Raw genomic sequence first — 20471 nt, forward strand, 5'->3', positions numbered from 1 at the left:
GGCCTCACTCCAGCAGCACTGCGAATCACTGATCCCAATTCCCCAACCCAATCTTTCATAACGCCTGGTACAGAAAATGGGGGCATCCCACCTGATTCTTGCCTGGTATGTTCGATGGAAGAATAAGTTGCGGGAACGGCCTCGGCTTCATGAGACAGTCGCTTTTAGCTAGCTAGGTCCATTTGGCTTGGATTTGTTCAACACACCGCGTGAAATGCTAGGTTCTCTTGGTTCCTCTCTACTGACCGGTGAAGCAACCTGACTGGTCGCGTCTTTGGAGAACTGCTAAACGCCGAGGCTTTAGAATGGATACTTATAAAACAGCTGGTTGGTTTAAATTCCAGGAAGACATAAAAGAGCACTTTCTTTCGCTGGGCGCTGATGCTGAAACAAATGTGTCAGTTCAGGGTGCTCGGACCATTCATGATGTTGACGTTCTCGTTCGCACACGTTTTTTAGGTGAAAACCTTCAGTGGATAGTCGAGGCTAAGCACTGGAAAACAAAAATCACCAAGTTGCACGTACTCGCACTGCGAACGATCGCAGATGACGTCGGCGCAGACCGAGCGTTCATCGTATCGACGAGCGGATTCCAGAAAGGGGCGTACGAAGCAGCAGACAACACGAACGTGACTTTGAAAACTTTTAAAGAATTAAGGGAACATACGAGAGAGCTTGTTGAAAGCGAAATCCTAGAGTCATACAAACAGAGATTGCGTCTCACCGAAAAGCGTTGTTTGGCACATTCAAAGTCCAGAAGGATTAAATACGGTCTTCGCCATGAGCGAGTATTTGGGTCTGGCGAATTTTCTGCCGCCGAAATACTCATGAAAGCTCACACCGCGATAGTTTTGGCCGAAAATCGCCAGTATCCCATTGATTTGGAAATGTACCTCACCGACCGCAAGGGCGAGTCTGTCGCCTACAGTTTCCAACAGCTGATCAACTGGCTGAATCTCAATCTCAACCACTTTGATGAGCGTCTGCTCAAGGCCGAGTGGGATATGGCTAAGAATGGCGACTACATCCCGTCCGGCAAAATTACTCAATCGGAATATGTGCTATTCGGAGATGCCTTAGCGGAGGCTCTGCGGTTATTGTTTTCGAATTCGCACGACGGAACATACATGGATCGAACGTAATTTTGGTTGACCTAAGCCAACTGAGGCAGAGGCACGATTTGTTTTATAGAGTTGTTCGTTGTGTCCTGTTTGATCGATAGCTAGTTAGTGACGAGATCAAAGCGGACGGGGGTCCTTGTTGTTTCCATTCGCCTATTTATGACTCCCGCGCCCGTCGATTGTCTGTGAACGATTTTTTGGTTTGCTGCTGGACTAATTCGTTCCGAGTTGATTCTCACAACCGCTTTTCCTGCGGGGTCCATGGAAAAACGGAAAGGTCACAGTACCAAAGGGCGGAAACGCAGAAAGCCTTTTCAGATTATGGAAATAGTACGGGAAGATCTCTTTCGGGAACTTAGCTCGACATATTCCAACCGGGAATTGCCGTGCGACGAGATCGTTGCCATTCAGACGCCCAGAATAGACCTCCATTCTGCTGACATTCTGCACCGTGAAAGCATGCGAGCGGAGATTTCGTGAGCAGCGTTGCGGTTGACGTGGACAGTGGTGGGCGAGTTCGCGGTTGGCTGCAAGGTTGGATTGGCTTGAATGCTGGCGCGATAACCGGGCCTAACGGCCTGCGGCTGAAGTGAACGTGGTTTTGTGAGCCTGCCTCTTCGACAAATTTGGAAACAACCTGCAAGATGCTAGCCACATTCTGAATCGTTCCGTCACCCGGCAGCTGCCATTGCAACGATCAATGCCGTTCAGGCGTGCGGGAACGAGAGATCTACAGGCTGAATCAAAACAGCTCGATGGCTGCGATGGCTTCGGCGACTCTTTCGATCGTTCCCGAGGCGTCAATGACGTGGGTGCGACCACCGGCGTTGGGCAACTCGTCCAAGAACGCTTGACGGACCTTGGCCATGTAGTCCACGCCTCGCGATTCCATCCGATCGGGTTCGCCACCGACTCGTCGCATCGAGATCTCAGCGGGTAGATCCAGCAACAGCGTCACGTCGGGCTGGATGCCACCACACGCTAATCGTCCCAGTCTCCAAAGCGTTTGCGAATCGACTTCGCCGCCGACACTTTGATAGACCACGTTGGCCAGCAAGAACCGGTCACTGATCACCGTCACTCCATCGGCCAATGCCGAACGAAGCGTCGATTCAATCATTTCGCAGCGACTGGCCATGAACAACATCGCTTCGGTGCGACGATGCATTTGCAGATCACTGTCCAGTAACATCGCACGCAGCTTTGTCCCCAAATCCGTCGATCCGGGATCTCGAACGCACAGCACTTCACGACCTTCGGATCGCAAACGCTCGGTCAAAATTTCGATTTGGGACGACTTCCCAACCCCGTCGATTCCGTCCAGTGTGATCAAGCGACCCGGGTACGGGTGAGATGGCTCCTGGGTCATCAAAACGTCCCCGTCGAATAGGCATCGGCTTTGCCCACAATCGGCAAATGAGCGTATTCAGCCACCACCCAACCACCGTGGGCCGCGTTGGGGTCGCCACTCTTTTCAAACGTCAGCATCAGTCGTCGCGGGATCGAGACATTTTTGATTGACCCCCGTTTTTCGCTGACGGTCACTTTCACGGTCATGTCCACGTTGGCTTGCGGAGGAACGGCCCCCTGCACCATTTTGATGGATCGAATGTTGCCGACTTTGGCGACCTCAAATTCATAGCGTTGCAGTTCGGTTCCGGCTTGGGCCTTCGTTTTCTCGGCACCAATCAACTCCACCACGTCATCGTAGCGTTCCTCTTCGACGGCTTGGGCCACATCGTAAATCAAGGTTTCAATGCGTTCTTCGTCAGTCACCCAGTTGCCGGCGATGACCCAGGCCAAAGGGATCAAAGCGGCACAAACCAAGCCGCTGATCACCAAAGCTTTTTTGCCCGTTTGCAACCAACTGTAGATCAATGCAGCGGCCAAAACCCCCAGCATGATCGAAATCACGAGCGGTTGTTCAGCGAGCAGTTGAGTCATCGTGAGAGCCAGAAAAGAGGAAGAGAGCCGCCAGGTTGCGTTTCGCTGGGGTCACCCCAGGAACCGCGATTCGATACGATAACCGCATTCGATCTCAGCGCCGCGTGGGTCGCCCTGATCCCATTGGTCATCCCGTTCATTTTAGCCACTTGTTCCATGAAACGTGTTTCGTTGCCAGTCGTCTCCGCCCAGGATTACCGCGGGGCGGTCGAAGGCGAATTGTGGGAGTTGAGACCTGCCGCCGTCGCGGGCTCCTTCTCGGCTCGTTCACAACCCGTCAACGATTCACCTGAAGCGATCGCGAAGCTGGCGGAGAGCATGTTGCAAACGCCGGCGGACTTCCCGACCGTTGTTGAAGCGATTGTTCCGGGCGACCATGTGGCCCTGGCGGTCGACCCCAACGTCCCACGAATTTCGGATGTGCTGAGCGGCGTGCTGTCGTTGTTGGGCCAAGCCAACGCGGGCAAGGTCAGCGTCGTGCTATGGAACGAAGCCGACGACGCCTTGGTCTCACGACTGCAAGAAACACTCGACGAGGTGCAGTCCGGCCAAGCAACCCTCAAGCCGATGAAGGTCGAGGTGGTTCGCCACGAACCCCATCGCCGCGAAAGCCTGCGTTACATCGTTGCGGATGAAAACGCGGAAGCGGTCTACTTGGCAAAGGACTTGGTCGACGCCGACTTCACCTTGCCAATCCTCTCCGCGCGAGCCCGTGACGCAATCAACAACATTGACCCGACGGGAATCTTTCCACTCTTCGCCGACGCCGCGACCCAACATCGGTACCAAACGGGCGTGACAACGGAACCGTCCGAAGCGGCTTGGTTGCTGGGCGTGCAAGTCATGATGCTGGTTTCCGCCGACGCCGCCGGCGAACTTGGTCGCTTGATCGCGGGCACGCCAGATGCTTTGCGCCATGAGTTGACCAACTTGTACGCCAGTGGAGAAACGGCGGACCAAGAAGCTTGGGACCGCGACGAATCAGAGACCGCTTCGCCCACCGTCAGCGAGACGGTTCCCACCGCGGAAATGGTGGTCGCTGCTCTCGATGGAGATCAAACCTCGCAAACCTGGGCCAACCTGGCTCGCGCAGCCATCGCCGCCGGACGCCACGTCACACCTGGTGGAACGATTGTGATTTGGTCGCAAGTCGACACACCGCCCAGTCCCGTGTGGATGCGTGAACTTGGACAACCGCCGATTGGCATTGAGTCCAGCGATACCGAAACGGAGTCCGACGATGCCGAGTCCGAAGAGAACAATACCGCCGCGTTGGATCAAGACACGGCTTTCAAAAGCTGGGATACCGAAACACCTTTGGCCCAGCAATGGAATCAATTGATTGCGGATGGGCATGTTCTGCTGCACTGCCAACTGGACGATGACGTGATCGAATCACTCGGGATGGGAGTCATCCATTCGGTCGAAGAACTTCGAACGCTCGGAGCACGTCTCAATGGTGCCGGAGTATTGCGTGCGGCGCACTACCACACCGAATCCATCGTTGCCTTCTCCATGACCGATGAGGAGGTTGAACCATGAAGAAGAAACCGAGCGCAGCCACCGTCAAAAAGTCAGCCAAGAAATCAACTTCGCGAAAATCAGCGAAGAAGTCTTCTCGCAAAGCACATCCCGCCGCTCACCCCGCCAGTGACAAGAGTGTCGCCAAACCCGCCGCCAAGAAGGCGAAGAAATCGGTAAAGAAAAAGGCGGCAAAAAAGTCCGCCGTCAAAAGCGTTCGTAAGAAGGATTCCAAGTCGGCAAAACCTTCGCAAGAACGCATCGAGAAGGCGTTTCGCTATTGCCCGTCTTGTCGAACACCCAATGACAACCCTGGTGCGATCCCGTTTCGTTGCGAGGAGTGCGGTTTCGCATTCTTCTTCGGACCGGTCGCTGCTGTTGGAGCCCTGGTCGTCAACGAAGCCCAAGAACTGTTGCTCGTTCGTCGAGCACGCGACCCGGGAAAAGGACAATGGGGATTGCCGGGTGGCTTTGTCGATCGAGGCGAATCCATCGAGGGAGCTTTGCACCGTGAAGTTGCCGAAGAGACTCAGTTGAAATTGACCGAACTGTCACTATTGACGACTGGACCGAACAATTACACCTACGCCGGTGTGACCGCCGACGTGATCGATTTGTTCTTTGTATGCAAGGTTCCCGCGGATTCAAAAATCCAATTGGAACTTGCCGAACTGAGCGAGTTCAAATGGTGTGTGCCAACCAAACGCGAACTGAACAACATGGCGTTCCCGTCCAATCGAATTGCGGTTGAAAAGTGGCTGCGAGAACGTAAGAAGCAGGTCTCCAAATGAAACCAACGAACAAAATGATCCCTGCTACTCGATCGTTGATGTACTCAGCGATTGCCCGACAAACAATGCGGACTTGCATCGGGTTGATGTTGCTCCTCGTGTTGTCAGCGACCGGCGGCTGCGTCAATTCAGCCGGCAAAACCAAGAGCGACAAACTGCAAGTTCTCGCGACCACCGCGATGGTGGGCGACGTTGTCAAAGCAATCGGTGGCGACAAGATCGAGGTCACCGTGTTGCTCGGGCCCGGAGTCGACCCGCACCTCTACAAAACGACTCGCGACGACGTCGCTCAAATTCTGGAAGCTGACGTCGTGTTCTATTCGGGCCTGATGCTCGAAGGAAAAATGACCGACACGTTTGCCAAAGTCGGCAAGAACAAACCCGTTTTCGCGGTGACTGAAGACCTGGACGACAGCCGTCTGTTGTCCGATTCTCAACAAACCGACCATCCCGATCCACACGTTTGGTTCGATGTTGAACTTTGGTCGCTGACGGCCAACAAAGTCGCCAAAGTCTTGGGGGACGAATTGCCCTCGCACATCAATGCATTCGAGAAGAACTCGGTGAACTACCAAGCGGAATTGCGAAATCTCGCCGCGGATGCGAAAGCCGCTCTCGCAACGATTCCGAAGGAACAACGCATCCTGATCACCTCGCACGATGCGTTTGGCTACCTCGGACGAGCGTATGACATCGAGGTGATGGGTGTGCAGGGAATTTCAACCGACTCAGAAGCCGGACTGCAACGCATCAACCAACTCGTTGACTTGATCGTCGAGAAGAAGGTTCCCGCCGTGTTTGTCGAAACCAGCGTGAACGGAAAAAGCATCCAAGCCTTGATCGATGGTGCCAAATCCCGCGGGCACACAGTCACAATTGGTGGCGAACTATACTCCGACGCAGCCGGCGAAGCAGGGACCTATGAAGGAACCTATTTGGGCATGATTGATCACAATGTGACTTTGATCACCCGAGCCTTGGGAGGCGACGCCCCCGAAAAAGGATTGCGAGGCAAACTCGGCATGGACGCGGAAACGACACCCGAAACATCGAACGCCCCGAACTAGATTTCGTCCTAGCAGCCTGTTGATTTAATGAGCCGCACCGCGTCAGGAACCATTCGGAAACAACTTCGGGATTTAAAAGGTAGCGGAAGGGCGCGAGCCCTCCGGTGACACACCGGGCGGCTCGCGCCGCTCCGCTAAAGCCGAACTTGATTCCGAACGGTTCCTTAGCGACGGTTGACCAGACGCCAACCGGGGCTAACGCCCATCGGCTAATTGTTGTCATTCGGTATACAACTCAATCAACAGCCCGCTAGTCCAGCCCCTCAGTGTTAGTCCATGAGTTCGTCCGCCACCCCCGCCGACTCCTTTGTTTCGAACAAACCCGCCGGATCAACCGGCGACGGCGAAGGTTCGTCTTCGATCGCGTTGAAGGTCGACGATCTGACGGTGGCCTATCATCGCAAACCAGTCATCTGGGATGTCGAGCTTGAGATCCCAGCGGGCAACTTGGTTGGAATCGTTGGCCCCAACGGAGCCGGCAAAAGCACGCTGCTGAAAGCGGCCATGGACCTGATCCCGCGAGCGTCCGGGCGAGTCGAGTTTTTTGGGCAACCCTATTCCAAATCACGTGGCCGTGTGGGCTATGTCCCGCAACGCGAAAGCGTGGACTGGGACTTTCCAGTCGATGCACTCGACGTGGTGACAATGGGACTGTATCGACAATTGGGTTGGTGCATGCCGGTTCGGAAGAAGCATCGCGACATGGCTCGGGAAGCGCTCGCACGCGTTGGCATTGCGGACCTGGCACATCGTCAAATCAGTCAACTTTCCGGCGGCCAACAACAACGCACGTTCCTGGCACGAGCACTCGTGCAGAATGCGGATCTCTACTTGATGGACGAACCGCTGGCTGCGGTTGATGCGGCGACGGAAGCTGCGATCATCGATTTGCTGCGCCAAATGCGCGCGGATGGAAAAACGGCGGTCGTCATTCACCACGACTTGCAATCGGTCCCCGACTACTTTGACTACGTCGTGTTGTTGAACATGCGAGTCGTCGCGTCAGGTAAAACCGACGAAGTCTTCACCAGCGAGAATCTGCAGAAGACTTATGGTGGACGATTGACGTTGCTGGACGAAGCCACCGAAGCGATGCGTCGCCGGGAACGGTCAATCTGATGACCGAACAACTTTGGCGTGTGATCAGTCTGCAGGATCACAACACACGAGTCGTGATCTTTGGCGCCGCGATGTTGGGGCTCGCTGCGGGTTTGGTGGGCTGCTTCACGCTGCTTCGCCGTCGCGCATTGGTCGGCGATGCACTCGCTCATGCGGCGCTACCCGGAATCGCGATCGCATTCCTTTGGGTCTCGGCAATGGGCGGCAATGGACGTTCGCTGCCTGTCTTGCTGGCGGGCGCCACCGTGTCGGGCTTGTTTGGAATCGCTTCGATCTTGATCATTCGTCGCGGCACTCGCATCAAGGAGGACGCGGCTCTCGGAATCGTGCTCAGCGTCTTCTTTGGATTGGGTTTGGAACTGTTGGGGATTGCCCAGCAAATGAAGAACGGCAACAAAGCCGGGCTGGAATCTTTCATCTATGGTAAGACCGCCTCGATGGTCGAAAGCGATGCGTGGTTGATCACGGTCGCTTCGTTGATCTGCGTGGTCGTTTGCGTGGGTCTGTTCAAAGAATTCAAACTGCTGTGCTTTGACGAGGCTTTCGCGGGCTCGCGTGGTTACCCGGTCGTCTTGCTCGACGCCGCACTGATGAGCGTGGTGGTCGTGATCACGATCATCGGACTGCAGGCCGTCGGATTGGTTTTGGTGATTGCACTGTTGGTCATTCCCGCCGCATCGGCTCGGTTTTGGACGGACCGATTGGTTTGGATGATGGTGCTTTCATCGGCCATCGGCATGACGGGATGCTTGATCGGAGCCGCCGCCAGCGCGATGCTGCCGCGATTGCCCAGCGGCGCGATGATCGTGTTGACCACCGGTGTTGGTTTCCTCATCAGTTTCTTTGTTGGGGCTCGCCGCGGTTTGTTGATTCGCATGTGGCGTCGTCGGTCTCTCAACGCCAGCATCGATCGTCAACACCTTCTGCGAGAACTCTATGAACTGTTTGAGAACGACCCCAGCCGGCTGTCGGTTTCGTGGGAGGAACTGGTTCAGGCCCGCAGTTGGTCCAACAAACGACTCCGCAAAATCCTGGATCAAGCTTCCAACGATGGATGGGTGAGCGAGAACATCACCAAGATGGAGTTTGCCCTCACCAAACGCGGCGAATCCGAAGCTCGCCGACTAACACGACGCCACCGGTTGTGGGAACTGTATTTGATTCATCACGCCGACATCGCTCCTCAGCGAGTCGACCGGGACGCCGATGCGATTGAACACGTGCTCGAACCAGAAACCGTTGCGGAACTTGAATCGCTGCTTAACGCCGAATTGGGTGAGCGACGAATGCCGACGGACCCTCACGCTTCATCCGCCGAAGGAGTCGAAGCATGATCGCGTTGGCTGACTCAACACCTTTTTGGATGATCGAGTGGAACTGGGCGCTCGATGGTTGGATCGTCGCGGCGGGAATGCTGTGCGCGGTCGCATCATCGCTTCTTGGTTGCTTCCTGGTGCTTCGCCGGATGAGCCTGCTGGGCGACGCGATCAGCCACGCGGTACTACCCGGTTTGGCCGCCGCATTTCTCATCTCGGGCAGTCGAAGCAGTGGCTGGATGTTCCTCGGCGCCGTCATTGTCGGCGTTCTCACGGCACTGCTGTCCGACTGGATTCACGTTCGCGGTGAAGTCGACGAGGGCGCCTCCATGGGCGTCGTCTTCACAACGTTGTTCGCCGCGGGTTTGATCATGATCGTGCTCGCCGCCGATCGAGTTGACCTCGATCCGGGATGCGTTCTGTATGGAGCCATTGAATCAACGCCGCTGGATACCTGGGCGATCCCAATCCCCATTCTCGGTGAAACCAATGTCCCGCGAGTCGTGGTCGTGCTGTCGATTGTCACGTTGATCAACGCAGCGTTTGTGATCTTCTTCTTTAAAGAACTGAAGATGGCGACCTTCGACGCTGAGCTGGCAACCTCCAGCGGTTTTTCGGCCAAAGCGATCCACTACGTGTTGATGACCTTGGTCGCGGTGACCGCCGTGGCCAGCTTTGAGAGCGTGGGCAATATTCTGGTCGTTGCAATGCTGGTCGTTCCTGCCGCAACCGCGTATTTGCTGACCGATCGACTTGGCATGATGATCTTATTGGCCTGCGTGATCGGCGCCGCGTCGGCTTGGGTTGGTCACGTGGCCGCCGTAGAGATTCCAACTTGGTTCGGTTTCCGCAGCACCACCACCGCCGGCATGATGGCGGTCGCCACCGGATTCGCGTTCACGCTAGCCGTGGTCGGTTCGCCACGTCGCGGATTGGTCCCCCAGTGGTTCCGCAAACAGTGGCTGCGATGGACGATTCTCACCGACGATGTGCTGGCGTTGCTGTACCGAATGGAAGAGAAGACTTTGGACGAACGACCGATCGCCGACGCCATGGCGATGCAAGCCGACCTCGATGCCTGGATGGCGAATGTGTTGCTGACCAACCGTTTCGCAATCAAGTCCGCGGTCAAGTATCACGCATGGCGCGGTCGCCTCGAAACGACTCAGGCGGATGCGTCGGCGGTTGAAGCTAGCGAGGCGTCTGCGAAAGAACATTCCGAGGTCTTGGTTCCGAAGCTGACCGAGGTGGGCAGATCCGAAGCGGAATCGTTGGTTCGTTCTCACCGTTTGTGGGAACAGTACTTGGTCACGCGAGTCGACTTGGAAGGAAGCCGCATTCACCAACAAGCCCACCAGCTCGAACACTTCACCGACCGGCAACTGCAAGATCAACTCGATCATCAAACGGATTCACCAGAGAAAGACCCGCACGGCAGCCCCATTCCCTCGGCAAGCGACAAACACTCATGAGTGCCAGCTCTGAATCCGGTCCACCGCCCACGAACGAACCGCTCGATGGCGAACCCGCGACCGGAGAACACCTCTTCACCTCAAGCGTCCTGACGACCTGGATATTGTCCGCCGCGTTATTCGCGTTGACTGCGAATGCCTACCTGCCTGCGATCCAGGGCGGATTCATTTGGGATGACGACGATTACGTCACCGAAAACCCAACCCTGCATTCCATCGAAGGGTTGGTCGCGATCTGGACGGATCCATCGGCAACGCCCCAGTACTACCCCATCGTTCACAGTTCGTTTTGGATTGAGAATCACCTGTGGGGCATGAACCCGATGGGCTATCACTTGGTCAACGTTCTGATTCACTGCATCAGCGCATTGCTGCTGTGGCGATTGCTCTCGCGGTTCTCCGTTCCGGGTGCCTACGTCGCTGCGTTGCTCTTTGCGGTCCACCCGATGCACGTCGAATCCGTCGCCTGGGTCACCGAGCGCAAAAACGTTCTATCGGGAATGTTCACACTGCTGACGATCCTTTGTTGGCTCAGGTACTGGGACTTCAGTCAGCCGGAACCAAGTGACGAATCAACGCCGAGGAATCGTCGTTGGTATGCCCTGGCTTTGATTTGTTTCATCGCCGCTTTGTTGAGCAAGACCGTCGCGTCCACCTTGCCTGCTGCGTTGATCGTGATGATCTGGTGGAAGCGGGGAACCGTGCGAGTCAAAGACTTCACCGCCCTGCTTCCGTTCTTCGTAATCGGGATTGGAATGGGCCTGCTCACGGTCTGGCTTGAGAAGTTCCAGGTCGGGGCCAGCGGCATTGATTGGGAGCTGTCCCCGTGGCAACGCGTCCTGATCGCCGGACGAGCCCTCTGGTTCTACGCCGGCAAATTGGTTTGGCCGACGGAGCTGATCTTCACGTACCCACGATGGGAAATCGACGTCACATCCTGGTGGCAAAACGCGTTTCCAGTTGCTGCAGTTGCTGTGATGGTTGCATTGTTCTTGATGCGTCACCGTTTGGGTCGTGGTCCGATCGCGGCGGTGTGCTTGTACGCCGGCACACTGTTTCCTGCTTTGGGGTTCTTCGATGTTTACCCAATGCGTTTCTCGTTTGTTGCCGACCACTTCGCCTACATGGCCAGCGTCCCATTGATCGCTCTGGTTGTCGGTGCGGTCGCGACGTGGCTTCAATCCAAAGACGAAGACGACGAAGAATATGGCTTGGGCCGGCACCTTCCCAAGTTGATGGCGGCTGGGGCCGCGTTGCTGCTCGCCACGGTTTCTTTCAGCCAAGCGACGATCTACAGCGGACTCGAAGTGCTGTGGCGTGACACGCTTGAGAAAAACCCCAACTCATTCATGGCTCACAACAACTTGGGTGCCTTGCTGAACCGGCGTGGTGACTACCTCGAGGCCGAAACTCATTTGCGTCAGTCGCTGGAGATCAAACCAGACTTTGCCGACTCAGTCATCAACTTGGCACAGGCCCGTCAAAACCTAGGCGACCTGGAAGAAGCCCTTTCGCTTTACACTCGTGCCACGGAACTCAACCCGGGACTCGCCGAAGCCTACAACGGACTCGGGGCAACCCAAGGAATGATGGGAGACTTTGAGGCCTCCGAAGCGACTCTGAACCAAGCCATTGAGATCGATCCGAACTACGCCAATTCCTACGGAAACTTGGCAACGCTCCGAGCCGCGCAGGGTCGAAACGAGGAGGCGATCGAATTGTTTCAAACCGCCTCGCAATTGGATCCCGAGCGAATGGAACATCGCACAAATCTGGCGAGGGTGCTGATGTCTGCTCAGCGTTGGCAGGACGCGATGGGAGCTTGGCAGAGCATCCTGGACGAATCACCTGATGACGTCAGTGCAATCTTGAACCTCGGCGTGATCGCGGCGAATCAGCAACGCACCGAAGACGCCATCGGCTACTTCGAACGCGTGTTGGAAATTGTGCCCAATCATCTGAGTGCCACGTACAACCTGGGTGCCATGCATGACGCACTTGGCAACACCGAAAAAGCGGAGCAGTATTTTCGCCGGGCGGAACGTCTTCAACCCCAGCAGCAGTGAACGACCGTCGTGGGAAAATGAACACGAGATTCAAACCCGACATGGGATTGGAATACAATCGCCCCTGTATTCTTCGCTTCCCAAGTAGATGTCGGTTTCCAAATGCGTTCGGACTTGTCCTCGATTTTGTCGTTCATTCCGTTTCGGTTTGCTTCGCCGATTGGTCGCCCTCGCTCCATCGCGATCCTTGTGTTTGGACTGGTTTGCACCGTCATCCCAACTCACGTCATTGCACAACAGAGCCCTCCAACCACTCAAACAGACACACGCCCCAACGTCATCATCGTCTACACCGACGACCAAGGCTTTGGCGATGTCAGCAGCATGAACCCCGACGCAAAATTCGCGACGCCCAACATGGACCGCCTCGCGAAAGAAGGTCTGACGTTCACCAATGCCCACTCCAGCGACAGCGTGTGCACACCATCACGCTACGGATTGCTGACCGGTCGCTACAGTTGGCGGACGACGCTCAAACAAGGCGTCATGAATGCCGAGGGAAAATGCTTGATCGCCGACGGCCGCATGACACTGGCGTCATTCCTTCGCGGCCAAGGCTACCAAACCGGCATGGTTGGCAAGTGGCACCTTGGCATGCAGTTCCCCGGCACACCCAAAAATCGCGATTGGTCAAAACCAGTTCGCGATATGCCACTCGACAAAGGATTTGATCACTTCTTTGGCATCCCCGCCTCGCTGAACTACGGCGTCTTGGCTTGGTTTGATGGTCGTCACGCCGCGGTCCCGCCCAAATCATGGACTGGCAAGAAACCAAACAAACGCCATGTTGACTATCGCATACAACCGCCTTACCTCGACACCGAAGGCGAGGCACGAAAACGATTCAAAAACACCACCATCGAGGTGGCCGACGACTTCATCGACAATCAGTGCCTGACGCGATTCACCGACAAAGCCATCGAGTGGATCACGGAAATCACCGCTGAACCGGCGACCGGATCAACATCCACAAACCCACCGTTCTTTCTTTACCTGCCGCTGACCTCGCCTCACTATCCCGTCTGCCCGCTGCCCGAGTTTTGGGGGCAAGGTGATTGCGGTGGCTATGGCGAATTCGTCATCGAAACGGATCACCATCTCGGCCGTTTGCTCGACCACTTGGATGCAACTGGATTGAGCGACAACACGCTCGTAATCCTGACCAGCGACAACGGCCCGGAAAAATCCTGGAAGCAACGCATTCAAGACTTTGGCCACCATAGCAATGGCCCTTACCGAGGCGGCAAACGCGACATCTACGAAGGTGGCCATCGGGTTCCCATGTTGGCTCGATGGCCCAACGGCATCCAACAGCCCGGACGCACCAGCGATGCTTTGGTCGGACAAGTCGACTTGTTGGCGACCGTTTCCGAACTGCTCGGGCAATCACTTCCAGATGATGCCGCGGAAGATAGCCAGAGCTTTGCATCGATCCTGCTAGATCCGTCCCACGAACATCACCGAGCCCCACTAATCAACCATGGCGTTCGAGGCGAATTCGCCATCACTGCTAGCAAATGGAAGTGGATCGCTCCGAATCGGTTCAAAGACAAAGGCGAGCTCTACAATCTTGCCAGTGATCCCGCGGAAACCAAAGACATCGCTTCCGATCACCCACAAGTTGCTCGTCGGCTACAAGCCGCGTTGACGAAGATCGTCCTCAACGGCCGAAGCACACCTGGCAAACCTCAACCCAATGATACCGGCTACTGGGAAGACCTCCGATGGATGGATCCGTCCGAGTACTCCCAACCCAGTCCCTGATCGACAACCGTGAATCATCAACCGAACTGACACCCTTCGTTCTCATCCCCAAGAGACTCCCATGCATCCCATCAACCTTGGCCTGAGATGGCTACCTCTCGTCGCGGTGCTCGCCATCGCAGTTGCGTCGCCTTCCACTGCAGACGAACGCCCGAACTTTTTGGTGATCGTCGTCGATGATCAATCGCCGCTTGACCTGAAGATTTACAACCCCGACTCACCGCTCGAAACACCCAACATCGATCGCTTGGCCGCATCTGGGATGGTGTTCGATGGGGCTCACCACATGGGCGCTTGGTCAGGCGCCGTTTGCACACCTTCGCGGCACATGATCATGACGGGACGCACCGTTTGGCATATCCCACAGCGACGCCCCAACGCGAAGAAGAAACGCAACAATCCAAGTGTTCGCTATCCAGACGAAAGTTTGGCACCAAAGGATTTGCCCGAATACACAATGGCGGCCATCTTCAACCGAGCTGGCTACGACACGATGCGAACATGCAAGAAGGGCAATAGCTATCCCGCCGCCAACGAGCAGTTCACCGTGGTGCGAGACGCGTCCAAACGCGGCGGGACCGAAGAAACCGGCAGTGCGTGGCATGGCAAGCAAGTCCTCGACTACTTGGACCAGCGTGACGCGGCCGCTGACGAAGATCCCTTCCTGATCTACTTCGGGTTCTCACACCCGCACGACACTCGAGACGGCACGCCAGAACTGCTCGCGAAATATGGAGCGACCAACCACACCGATCGTGAATCTTTGCCGCCCGCGAATCCGAAGCAACCCGCTTTGCCGCCGAACCACTTGGAAGCTCATCCATTTCATCATGGTCACCCCAAACTGCGTGACGAAGTCGCAGTCAGTGGTGTCTGGGAACGCCGCGACGAACGCACGATCCGCAACGAACTTGGACGTGAGTTTGCATGCAGCGAAAACATCGACATCCAAATCGGCAAGGTCCTCAACCGACTCGAGCAGATGGGCGAATTGGACAACACCTACATCGTTTACACCTCCGATCACGGCATGGCGATCGGTCGCCATGGATTGCAAGGCAAACAAAACCTGTACGAACACACCTGGCGGGTGCCCTTTATCATCCAAGGCCCCGACATTCCCAAGGGTAAACGTGCGATCGGAAATCTGTATCTGCTCGACCTGCTGCCGACGCTCGTCGATCTTGCAAAGATTGATCGCCCCGAGACGCTGGAAGGGCAGTCGCTTCAGCCAGTCATCCGTGGCGAACAAGACCTGCTGCGCGACGTCTTGTACGGCGTCTACTGCGGCGGTACCAAACCGGGAATGCGAAGCGTGAAGAAGGGCGATTGGAAGCTGATCAAGTACGACGCGTTGGACGGCAAAGTCCGAGAAACTCAGTTGTTCAACTTGGCCGCGAATCCGCTGGAATACTTACCCGAACACAAACGAGAGTCGGAACTCGAAACGGACCTCGCGGAAAACCCAGACTACGCCGAGAAACGCCAGGAATTAGAAGCGTTGCTGCTGTCGGAGATGCAACGCCTGGACGATCCCTATCGTCTTTGGGACCAACCGCAAGAGACGTCGGTCAATCCTTGATCGGATTGCTTTCAACCAACGACTGGTTCACTTTCGAAAAATCGCGAGTCCGCCGCCTACGATCCAGGCATCGGATTCGCGGCCGTCGGTGGTGACCCAGTAACGTCCAAACCCGGTCAACCGTGCGTGCGGCGTCCACCAAAAGTGGGCACCAACTTCGGGATAGATCGATGCCATCGTCAGATCGTATTCGGTGTCTTCTTCACCGAGTTCATCGGTGGATCCATCCTCGTCGTTGTCGATTCCATCATCGTCCGCATCAACGGTCTCCCAGTTCATCCCAACATAGCCGCCAACCCCAACGAACGGTGCCAATCGGGTTGGAGTCTGCAGTCGCAATCCGCTGTCGAGACCGATGGAAGCTTGGTCCCATCCCGCAGCACCGGACAGCGAGATCCGCTGCGTGAGATAAGAGGTCAAGTAGTTTTCACTGCCCACATCGGCAACAAATCCGGCTCCGGTGCTTGATCGATACGCCGCCCCAGCAGAAACGTAGGTCCCCTCGGCTCCACTGAGGAACCTGGCATCACTGGCCTGTTTCACCTTGCCAATCGGATCCGACTTGGGGACACCTTCGGCGTACTTCTCTGCGTACTCCGGATGCTCCATCGCCCATCGCGAGTGCGTGATGCCGGTTGGCAACCGACAACCCGAAGATGCCAGTAAGGCACTTCCGGCAACGAGCCACGCGAAAGATTGACGAATGAGTTTCACAAGATCGTAGTCATGTGCTTGGTAGAATGACGCTCAGCAGATCAGTTCACCTTCGGCGATATCAAATCGTCACCCCCAAACACAAGCTGAGTCATGTGGCATAGGCTTCCAGCCTGTTGGGAAAATGATGCACCAGTGCGGCCCACAGGCTGGCAGCCTATGCCACTTCACATTCACTCATTTCAACCCCCATGGTGACCATGAGCCATTCCTTTCGCCTTTCGATCCGTGTTCTAACTTTCATTTCAGCGTTCACGTTATCTTGCTTGGCGAGCCATCCAGTGAATGCACAGCAACCCAGCATCGATCATTCAGCCCGTCATGAACTCGCGATCGAACGAGCTCAATCAAACCTGCGGCCGGATGATTCAGTTGCCACGAATCGATTGGTTGCATTGGCGGATGCGTTGCTTCGTGCGGGGAAGGTGAACGAATCCATTCCGCACTATGAAAAGGCGATCGAACAATCTCCTGACACGCGGCCTTACCTTTGGCAGTACGGCATCGCACTTTTTTTCGCAGGACGCTTCGATGACGGACGCGAATTGTTTGAGGCTCATCGACGCGTGAATCCCAACGATGTTGAGAATGCGGCTTGGCACTTTCTCTGCGAAGCCAAAGCCAATGATATCGAGTCGGCTCGCAAGCTTCTCCTACCTGCACCAGGAGACCGAAGAGTTCCGATGTCAGAGATCCTCGATCGTTTGCCGGGTGGAGACGCGGGTGAGATCGAAGCTGCCGTGAAAGAAATCGACCGTCCGGCGTCGAAGCAATCGGCACGCTTCTACGCCGATCTGTACCTGGGGCTGATCGCGGATGCGGAAGGAAATCCAGCGGACGCTCAGCGTTTTATGAAGCGAGCGGGAGAGACCCCGATGACTCACTACATGGCCGATGTGGCTCGTGTCTATGCGGACCACTTGCATTCCTCGGCCAAACCGGATGAACGCTGAGAACCGTCTGGTTGTTTGCCTGGATTGAATTCTAGAGCTGGTCAAACCGGAGGGCTCGCGCCCTGCCGCTAAAAATGGTAGCGGAACAACGCGAACTGTCCGGTGGCGCACTGAGTTTCTCATCGACAAACCGCTCGCAGCAGATCGGTTGGTTATGCCGGCGAAGCTTCGGGCGTCGTCTCGTCCGGGGTCACTTCATCCAAGCGGTGGCCGCAACGATCGCAATGAACAGCTCCAGCTCGATGACTTGATAACCCGCACTGAGCGCACCGATGATGCTCCGTCGTGGCGGCAATCTTGCCGGACAACTCAGCACTGACAAATCCGGTCGGCACAATGATCAACGAGTAACCAAGCAGAATCAGGGCCGCGGAGATGATCTTTCCGATCGTGGTGTGCGGGACAACGTCTCCATAACCCACCGTCGTCATCGTCACGATCGCCCAGTACATCGCTTGCGGAATGGAAGTGAAATCACTCTCGTGGGTTTCGCCCATCAACACCGTTTCGATTTGGTACATCAGCGTGCCACTGATCGTGACCGCCACCAAAACGACCGCCAAAAAGACAATGATTTTTTCGCGAGATTTCCAAACCGCATCCGCGAGTTCGTCCGCTTGGCTCATCATTCGCCAAAGCTTCAATACCCGAAAGACTCGCAGCAAACGAACACTGCGAAGAATCACAAACGACTTCGCTGACCGGCCCACCAACAGCGTCAGGTAGCTCGGCAGAATGCTGAGCAGATCCACGATCCCCCAAAAGCTGAACGCATACTTCAGCGGATGACGCACGCAGTAGAGTCGCAATGCGTACTCAATGGTGAACAGGATTGTGAGAACCCACTCGAGCGCCCAAAACCAGAGAGCAAGTCTGCTGGTCGGCGTCGCTGAATTCGGATCTCGCTGCAAGTCGTATTCTGGCACGGTTTCCAGTGACACCAGCACAATGCTGGCGATGATGGCGACCAGCAACGCGATGTCGAAACCACGACCGAGTGGTGAATCAGCTTCGAAGATCACGTCGTAAATCGTCTGCCGGGCACCAGGCTCAGCAGGACGCTGGATCAATCGACGCCGCAACACTTTTTCGGTCGCGGTGCTCATGTCATTTGAGGACCGCGAGAAACGTGAACATCACATCGCTGTTCGATGATTTCCAAGTGATGCAGCAGGTGCCCCGCCGTCACCCAGGCCATCCCGCGAACGCTGATCCGGTTGTCGTCGACCGTTCCAACGTTGTCCCATGCTCTTGGGTCAATCCGTCGCAGCAACGTTGTGTTGGCTTGCCGGCAAAACCCCAATTCGGAAATCAGCTCTCGCATGTTCCCCAAACCAAAGCGTGCCGCCGCGTAAGCATTTTCATCCCACGCAGGCTGATTGTTTTGATCTCCCGCCGCGATTCGCAGCATTCGATCGCCGCCGATTCGCTCCGCATCGACGCAGTGTTCAACGACCTGGCGAATCGTCCACGAGTAAGGCTGGTGGACTTTATCGATTTGCTCAGCGGAGAGACTGCCTGCCAATTCGCAAACCCAGTGCAACTGGTCGTCCATGGCTTTCAGAACGCATTCACCAGGAACACGGCTCACCAATTCACGGTGATAATCCGACGACAACTCGTCCTCGCCAGGCCGGCGACTCTTGAAGCGGCTCACGACTGGATTGGCTTGCATCAGTTTTCAAACTCGATCACTTGAAGGTCAGGGTGGTTCTCAGCCAATTCATCGATGACGTCGAATCCGATGCTGGTGTTGGCAACGTTCATGCTCTTCAGGTTGGGAAGTTTCGCCAACTCGAGGAAGCTACTGTCGCCAAGTTGCGTCCCAGCAACATTCAACGTTTTCAACTTGGTCATTTTCATCAAAACGGGCAATGCTTCGTCCGTCACCGAAGTGGACTTCAGATTCAATTCTTCCAAATTGACCAACGCGTCCAATCCCGCCAGCGTCTCGTCGTTCGTTTTGGTTTCCCAAAGTCCGAGATACGTCAGGCCAGTCAGTTTACCCAACTGAGCGATGCCTTCGGGGGACGCCAAACGACATTCCGAAATATCGACATAAGTCACAGCGGGCAGTTGCGAGATGACTTCCAATCCTTTGTCGTCAACCGAAGAATCGCGAAGTTCAAATCGAGCAAGAGCTTTGTTGTTGGCAATGTGCTGGATGCCTTCCCCGGTCACGTCACAGCCACGAATCCGCAGACGCTTCAGCTTGGACAGGCTTTTCAGTTCAGCCATCGCAGCGTCGTTGATCTTGGAGTAATCACCCTGCAAATTTTCGAGCGTCGGGGTCTCGCCCAACATCTTCATCGTTGGTCCGTTGATCGTTGTGCAGTAGTTGAAGTTGATCGACTTCAGCGGCAACGGTGCAAGCTTGACTAAGCCTTCATCAGTCACCTTGGACTTTTCCAACTGCACATCAGCGAGCGTCTTGATCTTGGCCAGCGAATCCATACCAGCGTCACCGATATTGCTGTTCCGTAAATCGATCGCTCGCAATTTGCTCAAACCAGTCAGCAATTCCAAGCCTTCGTCGGTGACGCCGGTGCGTCGCAGAAACAACGCTCCGATTGTGGTCATCTTGCCAACGGTTTCCAGCGTCTGGTCGGTGATCGCAGTGTCAGTGAGCGTCAATCGATTCAGCTTGGTCAACGAAGTCAGGTTCTCCATTCCCGCATCATCAATGCCGGGACCATTGAACGTGGCCTCGGTGGTGTTCGGAATTCCGCCGAGGTGTTGCATTGATTCTGCAATGCCACCTTTCTGATTCGCGATCGAGAATTCCACCACGTTTCCGTCACTGCCCTTGGTCAGAATGAACCCAGCTTCCGTCAGTGCAGCCACCGCCTCTGGATCGTCCGGCGTGGCTTTGGGAGGAACGCTGACGACCGTCTCTTCGACTTCGGGCCCCTTGGATTCCGAATCAGAATTGGATCGGGAACAACCGGTGAGGGTCAAACTCCCGATGAACAGTCCAGTCAAAATCGAACGATGAAAAGTCATGGGTCGAAGGCTTGGGCGAGAGAGCAAATTCAGTTTCA

General features: G+C 55.7%; 17 protein-coding genes. 11 read left to right on the forward strand and 6 right to left on the reverse strand.

Translation table 11 applies throughout. The features are described from left to right. Window positions 1-305 precede the first annotated feature (305 nt). Window positions 306-1142, forward strand: a complete 837-nt coding sequence (locus CEE69_RS28085; protein ID WP_099263858.1) for a restriction endonuclease — start codon at window positions 306-308, stop codon at window positions 1140-1142. Between the two features lie 721 nt (window positions 1143-1863). Here CEE69_RS28085 and tmk read toward each other — a convergent pair. After that, the gene (gene tmk, locus CEE69_RS28095) at window positions 1864-2490 is read right to left on the reverse strand and encodes a dTMP kinase (RefSeq protein ID WP_099263860.1); all 627 of its coding nucleotides are present in this window, start codon (window positions 2488-2490) and stop codon (window positions 1864-1866) included. Continuing rightward, on the reverse strand, window positions 2490-3065 hold the full coding sequence (locus CEE69_RS28100; protein WP_099263861.1) for a hypothetical protein: 576 nt from the start codon (window positions 3063-3065) through the stop codon (window positions 2490-2492). The genes tmk and CEE69_RS28100 overlap by 1 nt, the downstream gene beginning before the upstream one ends. A 156-nt stretch (window positions 3066-3221) precedes the next feature. Here CEE69_RS28100 and CEE69_RS28105 point away from each other — a divergent pair, with 156 nt between their 5' ends. The 9 genes from CEE69_RS28105 (at window position 3222) to CEE69_RS28150 (ending at window position 15763) form a co-directional block, all read left to right on the forward strand. Then, window positions 3222-4607 (forward strand): transcriptional regulator, encoded by a 1386-nt coding sequence (locus tag CEE69_RS28105; protein WP_099263862.1) that lies wholly within the window; start codon window positions 3222-3224, stop codon window positions 4605-4607. Then, window positions 4604-5377, forward strand: coding sequence for an NUDIX hydrolase (locus CEE69_RS28110; RefSeq protein WP_099263863.1), 774 nt, complete (start codon window positions 4604-4606; stop codon window positions 5375-5377). Before CEE69_RS28105 ends, CEE69_RS28110 begins: the two co-directional genes overlap by 4 nt. A gap of 65 nt (window positions 5378-5442) precedes the next feature. Next, window positions 5443-6444 (forward strand): metal ABC transporter solute-binding protein, Zn/Mn family, encoded by a 1002-nt coding sequence (locus CEE69_RS28115; protein ID WP_199169975.1) that lies wholly within the window; start codon window positions 5443-5445, stop codon window positions 6442-6444. A 276-nt stretch (window positions 6445-6720) separates the two neighbouring features. Further along, complete coding sequence (locus CEE69_RS28125; protein ID WP_099263865.1) at window positions 6721-7563, forward strand: metal ABC transporter ATP-binding protein; 843 nt, start codon at window positions 6721-6723, stop codon at window positions 7561-7563. Beyond that, window positions 7563-8897 (forward strand): metal ABC transporter permease, encoded by a 1335-nt coding sequence (locus CEE69_RS28130; RefSeq protein ID WP_099263866.1) that lies wholly within the window; start codon window positions 7563-7565, stop codon window positions 8895-8897. Before CEE69_RS28125 ends, CEE69_RS28130 begins: the two co-directional genes overlap by 1 nt. Then, entirely contained in the window at window positions 8894-10351 is a 1458-nt protein-coding gene (locus CEE69_RS28135; protein WP_099263867.1) for a metal ABC transporter permease, read from the forward strand. Before CEE69_RS28130 ends, CEE69_RS28135 begins: the two co-directional genes overlap by 4 nt. Continuing rightward, entirely contained in the window at window positions 10348-12417 is a 2070-nt protein-coding gene (locus CEE69_RS28140; RefSeq protein ID WP_099263868.1) for a tetratricopeptide repeat protein, read from the forward strand. The genes CEE69_RS28135 and CEE69_RS28140 overlap by 4 nt, the downstream gene beginning before the upstream one ends. A 102-nt stretch (window positions 12418-12519) precedes the next feature. After that, window positions 12520-14181, forward strand: coding sequence for a sulfatase family protein (locus CEE69_RS28145; RefSeq protein ID WP_099263869.1), 1662 nt, complete (start codon window positions 12520-12522; stop codon window positions 14179-14181). A gap of 61 nt (window positions 14182-14242) precedes the next feature. After that, window positions 14243-15763, forward strand: a complete 1521-nt coding sequence (locus tag CEE69_RS28150) for a sulfatase-like hydrolase/transferase (RefSeq protein WP_099263870.1) — start codon at window positions 14243-14245, stop codon at window positions 15761-15763. Window positions 15764-15790: 27 nt separating this feature from the next. On the opposite strand, the gene CEE69_RS28155 is transcribed toward CEE69_RS28150, so the two are convergent. Continuing rightward, window positions 15791-16477, reverse strand: a complete 687-nt coding sequence (locus CEE69_RS28155) for a hypothetical protein (RefSeq protein WP_233215729.1) — start codon at window positions 16475-16477, stop codon at window positions 15791-15793. A gap of 281 nt (window positions 16478-16758) precedes the next feature. Here CEE69_RS28155 and CEE69_RS28160 point away from each other — a divergent pair, with 281 nt between their 5' ends. After that, window positions 16759-17430: a tetratricopeptide repeat protein gene (locus CEE69_RS28160; RefSeq protein WP_233215730.1), complete on the forward strand. Its 672-nt coding sequence runs from the start codon at window positions 16759-16761 to the stop codon at window positions 17428-17430. A gap of 152 nt (window positions 17431-17582) precedes the next feature. Here the strand turns inward: CEE69_RS28160 and CEE69_RS28165 are convergent, their stop codons facing one another. Genes CEE69_RS28165 through CEE69_RS28175 form a run of 3 tightly spaced genes read right to left on the reverse strand, consistent with a single transcriptional unit; the run spans window position 17583 to window position 20433 of the window. Beyond that, complete coding sequence (locus CEE69_RS28165) at window positions 17583-18536, reverse strand: ion transporter (RefSeq protein WP_099263871.1); 954 nt, start codon at window positions 18534-18536, stop codon at window positions 17583-17585. Further along, window positions 18533-19105: a DinB family protein gene (locus CEE69_RS28170; RefSeq protein WP_099263872.1), complete on the reverse strand. Its 573-nt coding sequence runs from the start codon at window positions 19103-19105 to the stop codon at window positions 18533-18535. Before CEE69_RS28170 ends, CEE69_RS28165 begins: the two co-directional genes overlap by 4 nt. Beyond that, a complete protein-coding gene (locus CEE69_RS28175; RefSeq protein WP_099263912.1) occupies window positions 19105-20433 on the reverse strand; it encodes a leucine-rich repeat domain-containing protein in 1329 nt (442 codons plus the stop codon). Before CEE69_RS28175 ends, CEE69_RS28170 begins: the two co-directional genes overlap by 1 nt. Window positions 20434-20471 lie beyond the last annotated feature (38 nt).

Source organism: Rhodopirellula bahusiensis (assembly GCF_002727185.1).
Classification (GTDB): Bacteria; Planctomycetota; Planctomycetia; order Pirellulales; family Pirellulaceae; genus Rhodopirellula; species Rhodopirellula bahusiensis.

Excerpts from the sequence above, each read along its gene's own strand:
- CEE69_RS28165 (WP_099263871.1), bottom strand. The coding sequence starts at position 18,536 with ATGAGCACCGCGACCGAAAAAGTGTTGCGGCGTCGATTGATCCAGCGT.
- CEE69_RS28100 (WP_099263861.1), bottom strand. The coding sequence starts at position 3,065 with ATGACTCAACTGCTCGCTGAACAACCGCTCGTGATTTCGATCATGCTG.
- CEE69_RS28150 (WP_099263870.1), top strand. The coding sequence starts at position 14,243 with ATGCATCCCATCAACCTTGGCCTGAGATGGCTACCTCTCGTCGCGGTG.
- CEE69_RS28115 (WP_199169975.1), top strand. The coding sequence starts at position 5,443 with ATGCGGACTTGCATCGGGTTGATGTTGCTCCTCGTGTTGTCAGCGACC.
- CEE69_RS28130 (WP_099263866.1), top strand. The coding sequence starts at position 7,563 with ATGACCGAACAACTTTGGCGTGTGATCAGTCTGCAGGATCACAACACA.
- CEE69_RS28170 (WP_099263872.1), bottom strand. The coding sequence starts at position 19,105 with ATGCAAGCCAATCCAGTCGTGAGCCGCTTCAAGAGTCGCCGGCCTGGC.
- CEE69_RS28105 (WP_099263862.1), top strand. The coding sequence starts at position 3,222 with ATGAAACGTGTTTCGTTGCCAGTCGTCTCCGCCCAGGATTACCGCGGG.
- CEE69_RS28110 (WP_099263863.1), top strand. The coding sequence starts at position 4,604 with ATGAAGAAGAAACCGAGCGCAGCCACCGTCAAAAAGTCAGCCAAGAAA.
- tmk (WP_099263860.1), bottom strand. The coding sequence starts at position 2,490 with ATGACCCAGGAGCCATCTCACCCGTACCCGGGTCGCTTGATCACACTG.
- CEE69_RS28135 (WP_099263867.1), top strand. The coding sequence starts at position 8,894 with ATGATCGCGTTGGCTGACTCAACACCTTTTTGGATGATCGAGTGGAAC.
- CEE69_RS28175 (WP_099263912.1), bottom strand. The coding sequence starts at position 20,433 with ATGACTTTTCATCGTTCGATTTTGACTGGACTGTTCATCGGGAGTTTG.
- CEE69_RS28140 (WP_099263868.1), top strand. The coding sequence starts at position 10,348 with ATGAGTGCCAGCTCTGAATCCGGTCCACCGCCCACGAACGAACCGCTC.
- CEE69_RS28125 (WP_099263865.1), top strand. The coding sequence starts at position 6,721 with ATGAGTTCGTCCGCCACCCCCGCCGACTCCTTTGTTTCGAACAAACCC.
- CEE69_RS28085 (WP_099263858.1), top strand. The coding sequence starts at position 306 with ATGGATACTTATAAAACAGCTGGTTGGTTTAAATTCCAGGAAGACATA.
- CEE69_RS28145 (WP_099263869.1), top strand. The coding sequence starts at position 12,520 with ATGCGTTCGGACTTGTCCTCGATTTTGTCGTTCATTCCGTTTCGGTTT.